Source organism: Streptomyces sp. SCUT-3 (assembly GCF_014083985.1).
Taxonomy (GTDB): domain Bacteria; phylum Actinomycetota; class Actinomycetes; order Streptomycetales; family Streptomycetaceae; genus Streptomyces_H; species Streptomyces_H thermolineatus.
Genome location: NZ_CP046907.1, coordinates 2,551,598 through 2,565,208 on the forward strand (window position 1 = coordinate 2,551,598; position 13,611 = coordinate 2,565,208).

A 13,611-nucleotide genomic window follows, 5' to 3' on the forward strand; every position below is an offset into this window, starting at 1 on the left:
GGCTGCGCCGTGCCCGACCCCCTGACGATGATCACCGAGGCCTTCACGAGCTTCCTGTTCGGCAAGGTCGAGACGACCCGGCTCCCGGTGCGCACCTCCACCGGCCAGGCCCAGGCGGTCTACCTGCCGACCGCAGCTCCGGGCCTGGGCGACTCCGGCGTGATCATCGGCCGGGAGGTGTACAGCGGCAAGGGCTACATCTACGACCCGTTCCAGCTCTACGGCCAGCAGCTCCCCGCCCCCCACTGGCTGGTACTGGGCGAGTCCGGCAACGGCAAGTCCGCCCTGGAGAAGACCTACGTCCTGCGGCAACTGCGCTTCCGCGACCGCCAGGTCGTCGTGCTCGACGCTCAGGGCGAGGACGGCGTCGGCGAGTGGAACCTCATCGCCGAGCACCTGGGCATCACACCGGTCCGGCTCGACCCGGTGGCCGCCCGCGACGGCGGGATCCGCCTCAACCCCCTCGACCCGTCCATCACCACCACCGGGCAGCTGGCGCTGCTGCGCACCATCATCGAGGTGGCCATGGGCCGGGGCCTCGACGAGCGGGCCGGCTTCGCCCTCAAGGTCGCCCACGCCCAGGTCAACGCGTCCGTCACCGACCGGCAGCCGGTGCTCACCGACATCGTCGAGCGCCTGCGGCACCCCGTCGAGGACTCCGCCGAGGCGATGAACGTCGACCTGGAGGACGTCCGCGCCTGGGGGCTGGACGTCGCCCTGGTGATCGACCGCCTCGTCGACGGCGACCTGCGCGGCATGTTCGACGGCCCGACCACCGTGGGCATCGACCTGGACGCGCCGCTGATCGTCTTCGACCTCTCCCACATCGACCGCAACTCCATCGCCATGCCCATCCTGATGGCGATCGTCGGCGTGTGGCTGGAGCACACCTGGATCCGCCCCGACCGCAAGAAGCGGATCTTCCTGGTCGAAGAGGCCTGGCACATCATCAACAGCCCCTTCGTGGCGCAGCTGTTCCAGCGGCTGCTCAAGTTCGGACGCCGCCTGGGCCTGTCGTTCGTCGCCGTGGTCCACCACCTGTCGGACGTGGTCGACGGCGCGGCGGCCAAGGAGGCGGCGGCCATCCTCAAGATGGCCTCCACCCGCACGATCTACGCCCAGAAGGCCGACGAGGCCAGAGCCACCGGCCGCGTGCTGGGCCTGCCCCGGTGGGCCGTCGAGATCATCCCCACCCTCACCCCCGGCATCGCCGTGTGGGACGTCAACGGCAACGTGCAGGTCGTCAAACACCTGATCACCGAGGCCGAGCGGCCCCTGGTCTTCACCGACCGCGCCATGACCGAGGACTCGTCCGTGCCCGACCCCGTCGGCCCGGCCGCGCCCCGGACGAAGGCCGAGGTGGACCTGGAGAAGCAGCTGGCCAACGACGCGGTGGCCTGAACGTGCGCGGCCCCGACGACGTGCACGGCAACGACGGCAGGGGCCGCCGCGGCGCCGGGTCCCGCAGGGACCACCCGGCCGGCAGGGGCGGTACCGCGAGCAGCACCGGGAACAGCACCGGAGGCGTTCCCGACGGCCTTCTCCTCGGCGGCCTCGGCCTCCTCCTGGGAGGGACGACGGTCGCCTGGCTGGCGACCGGCATCGCCGGCCGGCTCGACCGCGGAAGCTGGCCCGAGGGCGTCACCTTCACCGCGACCCCCTCCGCCGTGCGCCGGCTGATCACCGATCCGCAGGACCTGCCGGCGGCGTGGGACCGCGCCGAGCCGTCCCGGCTGCCGGACGCCACCACGTTCTGGGTGACCCTGGTGCTTCTGCTCCTGCTGCTGCTCCTGGCCGCGGCGGTCGTCGCCGTGGCGGTCTCCCGCCACCGCGCGCTGCTCGCCGCCGCCCGCGCGCGACGCGCAGCCGGCCCGGCCGACCCGGCCGGTGCACCGGCCCCGAGGACCCGGACCGACGCGGAGGGGGCGTCACACCCCCCGCAGGCGCGACGCCCCGGGGAGAAGCCCCCGGAACCCTCCGGAAGGCCCACAACGGCGCCCCACGGCCCCGCAGCCCACCCGTACGACACGGAGAGCCGCCCGGACCCCGAACGCACCCCAGGGGCCCTTCTGCAGGCTTCTCCCAACCACGCCGCCGCGGACCCCGTCACTCTCCTGGCCGCCGCCGAACTCACCCGCAGCTGCTGCCTGTTCTCCCCGCCCCGGAGCGACAGGTCCGCACGGATCCTCCAGCCCGCCCTCCTCAACGCCACCGGTGCGGTCCTGGTGACCACGGCGGACCCCGACCTCTGGCGGCAGACGGTCGGCAACCGCAGCAAGCACGGCCCGGTCCACGTCTTCGACCCCCTGCACCTCCTCGACACCCCGGCCCGTCTGCGCTGGGCCCCGCACAGCGGCTGCGAGGACCCCCGGGCCGCCCGCTCCCGTGCCCGGGCCCTGCTCGCCCCTCTGCGCACTCCCGCGACCGACCGGCATCCCGAGGAGTCCGCGGCCCACGCCGCCGCCCACACCCTGCTCCGCTGCTGGCTGCACGCCGCGGCCCTGGACGGGCGCCCGTTCCACCATGTCCACCGCTGGGCGGCGGGAAAGGACCTTCACGAGGCCGATCGTGTCCTGCGCACCGCGCGCCACTCGGCCGCCGGATGGAGCGGTGAGCCGGCGTCCGTCCTCGCCGGGCACCCGAAGCTGCGTTCCGCAGCTCTGGGGCTGGTCCGCACCGCCCTGTCCCCGCTGTCCGAACTCCACATCCGCGACGCCTGCACACCGACTTCACGATCGGAATCGTTCGACCTGGAATCGTTCATCAATGAACGGGGAACGCTCTATGTGATGGGAGCAACGGCCGAGAACCCGCGTTCCCATCCGGGTGCGACGCCTCTGCTGACCGCACTCGCCTCGAACGTGGTCGAGCACGGCCGGCGCATGGCAGCCCTGTCATCCGCCGGTCGGCTCGACCCACCAATGCTCTGCCTCCTGGACGACGTCGCGGCACTCGCGCCGCTGCCCGAGCTGCCCGAACTGATGGCTGTCGGCCCGTCAGCGGGCATGCCCGTCCTCGCCGTTCTCCGCTCCGAGGAGCAGGCGCTCCACCGCTGGCCGACCCGCGACGCCCGTGCGGTCACCGCCGCGGCGGACCTGCGCCTCGCCTACCCCTGAAGCCTGCTCCGGCCCGCCCACAACCCTCTCCGGCCTGTCCCGGGTCCGCTCGTCACAGATGCCCGTTCCGGCGTGCGGACCGAGCCGGACGGGCCAGCAGCATCCTGTGCGCCAGGGCCGACCTGAAGGGCATGGTCCCCCCGTCCGGCACGAACCCCAGGCGGCGGTAGAAGCCCTCCGCCCGCCGGTTCTCCCCGTGCACCCACAACCGCACCCTCTGCACGTCCTCCGGTCGTTCCCACACCCAGTCCAGGAAGGCGCCGACCAGCGGCTCGGCCACTCCCGCGCCCCGGAACTCCGGCACGACGTACATGCCCACGAGGTGGACCTGCGGCACCTCCAGCGTCTCTTCGCCGACCGGCTCGACGACGCCCGTCACCATTCCGACCCAGGTCCCGTCCGCGTCGACGGCGACGAAGGTCGCCGCCACCTCCCCCGTGCGGGTCCGGTGGACCCGGTCGCGCCACACGTCGTCGGGGTAGCCGACCGCGTCCTCGTAAAGCTCGCCGAAGGCGACCTCGCTGACCGGGTCGGCCAACGCACGCAGCCTCAGCTCCTTCATGCGCAGCCAGTCCCCGGCCTCGACCTGCCTGATCTCGATCCTCATCGCGCCAGTCTGGTACAGACGCCTTCCTCCGGCATTCGAATAACCCGGTGAAGTTCCTGGCCCGGGAGCACCCGGTCGCCGACGTCGGCTCCAGCCCCGATCACGGCCCGATTCAGGGACAACGCAGAAAAGGGCCCGGTCCCGGGAGTCGATTCCTCGACTCCCGGGACCGGGCCCGTAAAATTTGTTCGGCGGTGTCCTACTCTCCCACAGGGTCCCCCCTGCAGTACCATCGGCGCTGAAAGGCTTAGCTTCCGGGTTCGGAATGTGACCGGGCGTTTCCCTAACGCTATAACCACCGAAACGCTGTGAAGCTGCCGGCCGGAACACCAACCCCGCACGGGGGTGGGCTCGGCGGCCGTTACTTCAGAACCACACAGTGAACGCGAGCAGCTATGGACAAGTCCTCGGCCTATTAGTACCAGTCAGCTCCACCGGTTGCCCGGCTTCCACATCTGGCCTATCAACCCAGTCGTCTACTGGGAGCCTTACCCCCTCACGGGGTGGGAGCCCTCATCTCGAAGCAGGCTTCCCGCTTAGATGCTTTCAGCGGTTATCCCTCCCGAACGTAGCCAACCAGCCATGCCCTTGGCAGGACAACTGGCACACCAGAGGTTCGTCCGTCCCGGTCCTCTCGTACTAGGGACAGCCCTTCTCAAGACTCCTACGCGCACAGCGGATAGGGACCGAACTGTCTCACGACGTTCTAAACCCAGCTCGCGTACCGCTTTAATGGGCGAACAGCCCAACCCTTGGGACCGACTCCAGCCCCAGGATGCGACGAGCCGACATCGAGGTGCCAAACCATCCCGTCGATATGGACTCTTGGGGAAGATCAGCCTGTTATCCCCGGGGTACCTTTTATCCGTTGAGCGACGGCGCTTCCACAAGCCACCGCCGGATCACTAGTCCCTACTTTCGTACCTGCTCGACCCGTCGGTCTCACAGTCAAGCTCCCTTGTGCACTTACACTCAACACCTGATTGCCAACCAGGCTGAGGGAACCTTTGGGCGCCTCCGTTACCCTTTAGGAGGCAACCGCCCCAGTTAAACTACCCACCAGACACTGTCCCTGATCCGGATCACGGACCCAGGTTAGACATCCAGCACGACCAGAGTGGTATTTCAACGACGCCTCCACACGCACTGGCGTGCATGCTTCACCGGCTCCCACCTATCCTACACAAGCCGAACCGAACACCAATATCAAGCTGTAGTGAAGGTCCCGGGGTCTTTCCGTCCTGCTGCGCGAAACGAGCATCTTTACTCGTAGTGCAATTTCACCGGGCCCGTGGTTGAGACAGTCGAGAAGTCGTTACGCCATTCGTGCAGGTCGGAACTTACCCGACAAGGAATTTCGCTACCTTAGGATGGTTATAGTTACCACCGCCGTTTACTGGCGCTTAAGTTCTCAGCTTCGCCCGTCCGAAGACGAGCTAACCGGTCCCCTTAACGTTCCAGCACCGGGCAGGCGTCAGTCCGTATACATCGCCTTACGGCTTCGCACGGACCTGTGTTTTTAGTAAACAGTCGCTTCTCGCTGGTCTCTGCGGCCACCACCAGCTCAGGGCGCAAAGCCCGTCACCGGCCGTGGCCCCCCTTCTCCCGAAGTTACGGGGGCATTTTGCCGAGTTCCTTAACCACGGTTCACCCGAACGCCTCGGTATTCTCTACCTGACCACCTGAGTCGGTTTAGGGTACGGGCCGCTTCGCTGCTCGCTAGAGGCTTTTCTCGACAGCATAGGATCATCCACTTCACCACAATCGGCTCGGCATCAGGTCTCAGACTTGTGTGCGAGGCGGATTTGCCTACCTCGCGTCCTACACCCTTACCCCGGGACAACCACCGCCCGGGCTGGACTACCTTCCTGCGTCACCCCATCGCTCACCTACTACCCCCTCGGGCCGGCGGCTCCACCAACCAGCGGTCCGAAGACCACCGGCGGCTTCACGGCCTTAGCATCAGAGGGTTCAGCGTGGGCGCTTCGAAGCGGGTACGGGAATATCAACCCGTTGTCCATCGACTACGCCTGTCGGCCTCGCCTTAGGTCCCGACTTACCCTGGGCAGATCAACTTGACCCAGGAACCCTTAGTCAATCGGCGCAAGAGTTTCCCACTCTTGTATCGCTACTCATGCCTGCATTCTCACTCGTGAACCGTCCACAACTGCCTTCCGGCGCTGCTTCACCCGGCACACGACGCTCCCCTACCCATCCACACACCCGTTGGGGCTGCTCGTGTGAATGACACGACTTCGGCGGTACGCTTGAGCCCCGCTACATTGTCGGCGCGGAATCACTTGACCAGTGAGCTATTACGCACTCTTTCAAGGGTGGCTGCTTCTAAGCCAACCTCCTGGTTGTCTCTGCGACTCCACATCCTTTCCCACTTAGCGTACGCTTAGGGGCCTTAGTCGATGCTCTGGGCTGTTTCCCTCTCGACCATGGAGCTTATCCCCCACAGTCTCACTGCCGCGCTCTCACTTACCGGCATTCGGAGTTTGGCTAAGGTCAGTAACCCGGTAGGGCCCATCGCCTATCCAGTGCTCTACCTCCGGCAAGAAACACACGACGCTGCACCTAAATGCATTTCGGGGAGAACCAGCTATCACGGAGTTTGATTGGCCTTTCACCCCTAACCACAGGTCATCCCCCAGGTTTTCAACCCTGGTGGGTTCGGTCCTCCACACGGTCTTACCCGCGCTTCAACCTGCCCATGGCTAGATCACTCCGCTTCGGGTCTTGGGCGCGCTACTCAATCGCCCTGTTCGGACTCGCTTTCGCTACGGCTTCCCCACACGGGTTAACCTCGCAACACACCGCAAACTCGCAGGCTCATTCTTCAAAAGGCACGCAGTCACGAGGACGAGCAAGCTCGTCCCGACGCTCCCACGGCTTGTAGGCACACGGTTTCAGGTACTATTTCACTCCGCTCCCGCGGTACTTTTCACCATTCCCTCACGGTACTATCCGCTATCGGTCACCAGGGAATATTTAGGCTTAGCGGGTGGTCCCGCCAGATTCACACGGGATTTCTCGGGCCCCGTGCTACTTGGGTGGCGTTCAAGAGAGCCGCTGATGTTTCGTCTACGGGGGTCTTACCCTCTACGCCGGGCCTTTCGCATGCCCTTCGACTACACCAACGGTTTCTGACTCTCCCAGCCGCCGGCAGACGACTGAAGAACACTCCCACAACCCCCGCCACGCAACCCCTGCCGGGTATCACACGTAACGGGTTTGGCCTCATCCGGTTTCGCTCGCCACTACTCCCGGAATCACGGTTGTTTTCTCTTCCTGCGGGTACTGAGATGTTTCACTTCCCCGCGTTCCCTCCACACTGCCTATGTGTTCAGCAGCGGGTGACAGCCCATGACGACTGCCGGGTTTCCCCATTCGGACACCCCCGGATCACAGCTCGGTTGACAGCTCCCCGGGGCCTATCGCGGCCTCCCACGTCCTTCATCGGTTCCTGGTGCCAAGGCATCCACCGTGCGCCCTTAAAAACTTGGCCACAGATGCTCGCGTTCACTATGTAGTTCTCAAGCAACGACCAGACACCCGAACCATGCACGGGCCACCTGCCCTCACAGGGCGGTTTGGCACCAGTCCGGGACCGGCACTGAGAAAACTCACGTTCCCTCAGGACCCAACAGCGCGCCCGGCACCGCCCGACCCTCCCGGCCCCGTTCCACACCCGCAAGCGGGCAGTACTGGGAGCGGGGAGAACCCGCACGATGCCGAATAGTCAACGTTCCACCCATGAGCGACCATCACGGGGCGTTCGCCCGTGACTGGCGTGTGCTCCTTAGAAAGGAGGTGATCCAGCCGCACCTTCCGGTACGGCTACCTTGTTACGACTTCGTCCCAATCGCCAGTCCCACCTTCGACGACTCCCTCCCACAAGGGGTTGGGCCACCGGCTTCGGGTGTTACCGACTTTCGTGACGTGACGGGCGGTGTGTACAAGGCCCGGGAACGTATTCACCGCAGCAATGCTGATCTGCGATTACTAGAGACTCCGACTTCATGGGGTCGAGTTGCAGACCCCAATCCGAACTGAGACCGGCTTTTTGAGATTCGCTCCACCTCGCGGTATCGCAGCTCATTGTACCGGCCATTGTAGCACGTGTGCAGCCCAAGACATAAGGGGCATGATGACTTGACGTCGTCCCCACCTTCCTCCGAGTTGACCCCGGCAGTCTCCTGTGAGTCCCCATCACCCCGAAGGGCATGCTGGCAACACAGAACAAGGGTTGCGCTCGTTGCGGGACTTAACCCAACATCTCACGACACGAGCTGACGACAGCCATGCACCACCTGTACACCGACCACAAGGGGGCTGACATCTCTGCCAGTTTCCGGTGTATGTCAAGCCTTGGTAAGGTTCTTCGCGTTGCGTCGAATTAAGCCACATGCTCCGCCTCTTGTGCGGGCCCCCGTCAATTCCTTTGAGTTTTAGCCTTGCGGCCGTACTCCCCAGGCGGGGAACTTAATGCGTTAGCTGCGGCACGGACGACGTGGAATGTCGCCCACACCTAGTTCCCAACGTTTACGGCGTGGACTACCAGGGTATCTAATCCTGTTCGCTCCCCACGCTTTCGCTCCTCAGCGTCAGTATCGGCCCAGAGATCCGCCTTCGCCACCGGTGTTCCTCCTGATATCTGCGCATTTCACCGCTACACCAGGAATTCCGATCTCCCCTACCGAACTCTAGCCTGCCCGTATCGACCGCAGACCCGGGGTTAAGCCCCGGGCTTTCACGACCGACGCGACAAGCCGCCTACGAGCTCTTTACGCCCAATAATTCCGGACAACGCTCGCACCCTACGTATTACCGCGGCTGCTGGCACGTAGTTAGCCGGTGCTTCTTCTGCAGGTACCGTCACTTGCGCTTCTTCCCTGCTGAAAGAGGTTTACAACCCGAAGGCCGTCATCCCTCACGCGGCGTCGCTGCATCAGGCTTGCGCCCATTGTGCAATATTCCCCACTGCTGCCTCCCGTAGGAGTCTGGGCCGTGTCTCAGTCCCAGTGTGGCCGGTCGCCCTCTCAGGCCGGCTACCCGTCGTCGCCTTGGTGGGCCATCACCCCACCAACAAGCTGATAGGCCGCGGGCTCATCCTGCACCGCCGGAGCTTTCCACCCCCCAAGATGCCCTGGAGGGTCGTATCCGGTATTAGCCCGGGTTTCCCCGGGTTGTCCCAGAGTGCAGGGCAGATTGCCCACGTGTTACTCACCCGTTCGCCACTGATCCACCCCGAAGGGCTTCACCGTTCGACTTGCATGTGTTAAGCACGCCGCCAGCGTTCGTCCTGAGCCAGGATCAAACTCTCCGTGAATGTATGAAACATCGCGGCAGAGCGGCGCAGGCCGAAGGAATGATCCGGCCCGCGCACAGCGTCCTCGCTGTGTGTCGCCTCCCGCCGGCACTGCCCGCGGAAGGACTTTTTCAAAGGAACCTCAAGCAGCACCCGGAAGAAGACTTCCGGCGACTGCCCGGGGTGTTTTATAGTCTGGCGTTGACTTTTGGCACGCTGTTGAGTTCTCAAGGAACGGAAGCTTCCTTCGGAACCGTCTCACCGGTTCCTCCGGGCTTTCCCTTCGTGTTTCCCAGCCTACCAGACCCGCTTTCGCGTTCCCGGCCCCCGCTGGGAGGGTTTGCCGACCCGGCCCTTTCCGGCCGTTCCGACGAGTGAGACTTTAGCGGATTCCGTCCCGCCCGGTCTAATCGAGCGTTTCCGTTTCCACCGCAACCCGAAGAAAAAACACGACGACGCCACGACGGACGCCGCTGATGTTTCCTTCGGATTGGCTGCCCGGGGACCGACCGGAGTCGGCTCTCACACGGGGCAACCCGGAGAACATTACGTACCCGGCACCCCCGCGTCAAGTGTCGAGGCCGGCGAGTCTGCCGCCCGCATCGGGCTGGTCCGCCTCGACTCTCCGGAGCAGGCGGGTCAGGACCTCGCCCAGCGATGCCCGCTCCCCCTGGTCGAGGTCCTGGAGCAGGTCCGCCTCGAACCGGGTGGCGAGGCGCATGGCGTCCATCCACTTGTCACGACCGGTGGCGGTCAGTTCGACGTTCACCCGGACCCGGTTGTTCTCGTCGCGACTGCGGTTGACGAGCCCCTCGGCGACCAGCTTGTCGATGCGGTGGGTCATGGCGGCCGGAGTGAGGCCGAGTCGCTTCGCCAGCTCGCCCGGGCCCAGCCGGTAGGGCTTGCCCTCCAGGACGAGCGCCTTGAGCACCTCCCACTCGGCGTTGGTGATGCCCAGCTCGGCCGTCTGCCGGCAGTAGGCGACGCTCATCCGCCTGTTGAGGCGCTGCAGGGCGGAGATGACGGTCTCGACCTGGGGGTCCATGTCGGGGAACTCGCGCTGGTAGGCGGCGATCTGTTCCTCGAGGTCGAGTTCCTGGGGCTCGTCGGCAGTCATGTGGCGAGTATGACACGCAACTGATTCGACCTAAAGGCTTGCGGTGTGTAGTGTTTAGCTTCGAACTTTAGGTCTTAAGTGTTTAGCTTCGACTGGTGGAAGAGGTGAGGGATGGACGCGCTGCGTCGGATCCAGGTGGGCAACGCCCTGGGCGCGTTCGGCAACGGTTTCACGGTGCCGTTCCTGTTCGTCTATGTGGCGCAGGTCCGCGGGATCGGCGCGGGTACGGCCGGTGCGGTCTTCTCGGCCTTCGCGGTCTCCGCACTGCTCGTCCTGCCGTTCGTGGGACGGGCCGTCGACAGCCGCGGGCCGCGGCCGGTGCTCATCGCCGGCGCCCTGGCGGCCGGCGTGGGCGCCATGGGCTTCGGCCTGGCGACGACGGCGCCGACGGTGATGGCCGCCGCCGTGCTGCTGGGCGCGGGCATGGCGATGGTGCAGCCGGCCCTGGCCACGATGATCGTCTGGTGCTCCACCCCGGCGACCCGGTCACGGGCGTTCGCGACCCAGTTCTTCCTGGTCAACCTGGGCCTGGGACTGGGCGGTCTGCTCGGCGGGCAGATCGTCGACACCGCGCACCCGGGCAGCTTCACCCTCCTCTTCGCCATCGACGCGGCCATGTTCGTCGTCCTGGCCCTGGTCGCCGGTTCGGTCCGCCTGCCGAAGTCCGTCCACCTGCCGGACTCGCCCTCCCAGGTGCAGGGGCCCGCGCTGGGCGGCGGCTGGCGCGTGATGCTGCGGGACAAGGCGATGGTCCGGGTGTCGGTGCTGGGCGCGGTGCTGTTCTTCACCTGCTACGGGCAGTTCGAGTCCGGCATGGCGGCCTTCGCGACCGAGGTGGTCCGGGTGACCCCGGCGACGCTGGGCGTGGCGCTCGCGGCCAACACCGGGGTGATCGTCGTGGCGCAGTTCCTGGTGCTGCGGTTCGTCGAGCGCCGTCGGCGCAGCCGCGTCATCGCGAGCGTCGGTGTGGTGTGGGCCCTGGCGTGGCTGATCGCGGCGGCGGCCGGCGTGCTGCGGCACGACGCGGTGGTGGCCACGGGCGCGATCATCGGCACCTACGCGCTGTTCGGCCTGGGTGAGGTCCTGCTGTCCCCGACGGTGGGCCCGATGGTGGCCGAGTTGGCGCCCGCTCACCTGCTGGGGCAGTACAACGCGACGTTCGCGCTGGTGAAGCAGCTGGCGCTGGCCGTGGGCCCGGCCTTCGGGGGCGCGTTGGCGGGGGCCGGGCTGTTCGGTCCGTACCTGGCGGCGCTGGTGGGGTGCTCGCTGCTGATCGTGGTGCTGGGCATGCGGCTGGGGCGGTGGCTGCCGGCCTCGGTGGACGAGCCGTTCCGCGGGATTCCTGCCGCGGTCGGGTCCGCCGCCGTGCCGGCCGGTGAGGCGCGGTCCGTGCCGGCCGCCGTCTGAGGAACCGGCGGGGGAACCCGCGGGCGGGGGGACGCGGGACGCGGCGGCAGGGCCGGCCGCGTCTGCCGTCGGCGCGGGTGCGGGTGCGGGTGCGGTGGCGGGTCAGCTGCGGGGCAGGGCGAACTCGCACCAGACGGACTTGCCGCCGCCGGGGATGCGGCGGCAGCCCCACGCGGAGGCGATGGTGGCGACGATGGAGATGCCGCGGCCGGCCTCGTCGACGGGGTCGGCCCGGCGCCGGCGCGGGAGGTGCTCGTCGGCGTCGGTGACCTCGATGATCAGTCGGTGGTCGGTGCGGCGCAGCCGCAGGCGCATGGGCGGGGTGCCGTGCTGGAGGGAGTTGCCGACGAGCTCGCTGACTGCGAGCACGCCGAGTTCGCGCAGCTCGTCGGCGAACCGCCAGCTGGCGAGGACGCCGGAGGCGAAGGCCCTGGCGTGGGGGGCCGCTTCGACGCCGCCGAGGAGGTCGAGCGAGGCGTTGCGGAACAGTTCGGCGTCGGGTCCCTGGTGTTCGGGGTGCTGGAGGACGAGGACCGCGACGTCGTCGTCGTGGTCGTCGCCGACTCCGAGGGCGCGCAGCAGGCGGTCGCAGACGACCTGCGGTGCTCCGGTGGCGCCGGCGAGGGCGTCCATGAGCGAGTTGACGCCTTCGTCGATGTCCTCGCCCCGCCGTTCGACGAGGCCGTCGGTGTAGAGGACGGCGGTGGCGCCGGGGCCGAAGGGGACGGAGCCGGAAGTGTGGAGCCAGCCGCCGGTGCCCAGGGGCGGGCCGTTGGGCTCGTCGGCCCGGTGGACGGCCCCGTCGGCGTCCTTGACGAGGATCGGCAGGTGGCCGGCCGTGGCGTAGACGAGACGGTTGTCGTTGGGGTCGTGGACCGCGTAGACGCAGGTGGCGATCTGGCTGGGGTCGATCTCCGCGGCGAGGCCGTCCAGGAGCTGGATGATCTCGTGCGGGGGGAGGTCGAGGCGGGCGTAGGCGCGGACGGCGGTGCGCAGTTGGCCCATGACGGCGGCGGCGCGGACTCCGCGGCCCATCACGTCGCCGATGACGAGGGCGGTGCGGCCGCCGCCGAGGGTGATGACGTCGTACCAGTCGCCGCCGACGGCCGCGTCGGTGCCTCCGGGCCGGTAGGTGGCGGCGACGATCAGGTCGTCGGGCTGTTCGAGCTCCTGGGGCAGGAGGCTGCGCTGGAGGGTGACGGCGGCCTCGCGCTGCCGGCGTTCGCTGATGCGGAGCCGCTCGGCGGCGCGGACCTGGTCGGTGACGTCGGCCCCGAAGACGAGGACGCCGTGGTGGTCGCCGGAGGCGCTCCTGCGGCCGGGCCGGATCCGGGAGCGCCGGGAGCCGGCGGCGGGCGGGGCCGCGGCGGCGGGCCGGTCCTGCTTGCGTCCCGGGGTCCCCTGCGCTGGGGCGGGGGTTCCGGGGCGCACGGGGGTGCAGGTGAAGCTGAAGTAGCCGGGCAGGGGGGCGGGGCCGTCCGCGGGTTCGGGGCGGGGGACCCTGCGGGCGGTGACGGTGCGGGGTTTGCCGCTCCGGTACACCTGGTCCATGAGGGAGAGCAGGCCGAGTTCCTCGAGTTCGGGCAGTGCCTCGCGGGCGGGCGACCCGGGTTCGCGGCGGCCGAACATCTCGGCGTAGGCGTCGTTGACGTAGGCCAGGCGGTGGTCGGGCCCGTGGGTGACCGCGATGAGGGCCGGGAGGCTGCCGAGGATGCCGTGGACGTCGGCGCCCCCGGAGGAAAGCGCCGGGGAGGGCCCCGGTGGTTCCGGGGGGTCGGCGGGTCCGGGCGGGGCGGAGGGATCCGTCCCGTCCGTCCCGTCCGTGCGGCCGGCGCGGTCGCCGCGGGCCGCGGGGACGGGCTGCGACGAGGCGTCGGCGCGCCGGGGTCCGGCGCTGCCGCGTCGTTGCGTTCCTGGGAGCCGGGCGCTCCAGCGCGTGAGGTTCAAACGTCCGATTCCTCGCGGTTGTCACTCGTCGCACGTGTGGGGACACGCATGGTCAGCCGCCAAGTGTGGCGGACATGTGCCGGGTGGGGAATGCCGCCCCGGG

Annotated in this window: 6 protein-coding genes and 3 rRNA genes; 3 read left to right on the forward strand and 6 right to left on the reverse strand. The window is 67.6% G+C overall.

Translation table 11 applies throughout. The annotated features are described in order from the left end of the window. Positions 1 to 9: 9 nt before the first annotated feature. A complete protein-coding gene (locus GQS52_RS11225) occupies positions 10 to 1,401 on the forward strand; it encodes an ATP-binding protein (RefSeq protein ID WP_259370711.1) in 1,392 nt (463 codons plus the stop codon). A gap of 2 nt (positions 1,402 to 1,403) precedes the next feature. Continuing rightward, complete coding sequence (locus tag GQS52_RS11230; protein ID WP_259370712.1) at positions 1,404 to 3,116, forward strand: TraM recognition domain-containing protein; 1,713 nt, start codon at positions 1,404 to 1,406, stop codon at positions 3,114 to 3,116. A gap of 52 nt (positions 3,117 to 3,168) precedes the next feature. On the opposite strand, the gene GQS52_RS11235 is transcribed toward GQS52_RS11230, so the two are convergent. The 5 genes from GQS52_RS11235 to GQS52_RS11255 form a co-directional block, all read right to left on the reverse strand. Continuing rightward, positions 3,169 to 3,723 carry a GNAT family N-acetyltransferase gene (locus GQS52_RS11235; RefSeq protein ID WP_182313264.1) on the reverse strand — a complete coding sequence of 185 codons (555 nt, stop codon included), beginning with the start codon at positions 3,721 to 3,723 and terminating at the stop codon, positions 3,169 to 3,171. A 186-nt stretch (positions 3,724 to 3,909) separates the two neighbouring features. Beyond that, positions 3,910 to 4,026: ribosomal RNA gene (rrf, locus tag GQS52_RS11240) — 5S ribosomal RNA — on the reverse strand. A 92-nt stretch (positions 4,027 to 4,118) separates the two neighbouring features. Then, a 23S ribosomal RNA gene (locus GQS52_RS11245) occupies positions 4,119 to 7,234 on the reverse strand. A 298-nt stretch (positions 7,235 to 7,532) separates the two neighbouring features. Next, positions 7,533 to 9,058: ribosomal RNA gene (locus GQS52_RS11250) — 16S ribosomal RNA — on the reverse strand. Together the 16S, 23S and 5S rRNA genes form the textbook arrangement of a ribosomal RNA operon. A 547-nt stretch (positions 9,059 to 9,605) precedes the next feature. Further along, positions 9,606 to 10,154, reverse strand: coding sequence for a MarR family transcriptional regulator (locus tag GQS52_RS11255; protein WP_182313265.1), 549 nt, complete (start codon positions 10,152 to 10,154; stop codon positions 9,606 to 9,608). A 111-nt stretch (positions 10,155 to 10,265) separates the two neighbouring features. Between GQS52_RS11255 and GQS52_RS11260 the strand changes: the two genes are divergently transcribed. Continuing rightward, positions 10,266 to 11,561, forward strand: a complete 1,296-nt coding sequence (locus GQS52_RS11260) for an MFS transporter (RefSeq protein ID WP_182313266.1) — start codon at positions 10,266 to 10,268, stop codon at positions 11,559 to 11,561. Positions 11,562 to 11,663: 102 nt separating this feature from the next. On the opposite strand, the gene GQS52_RS11265 is transcribed toward GQS52_RS11260, so the two are convergent. Further along, on the reverse strand, positions 11,664 to 13,508 hold the full coding sequence (locus GQS52_RS11265; RefSeq protein ID WP_182313267.1) for an ATP-binding SpoIIE family protein phosphatase: 1,845 nt from the start codon (positions 13,506 to 13,508) through the stop codon (positions 11,664 to 11,666). Positions 13,509 to 13,611 lie beyond the last annotated feature (103 nt).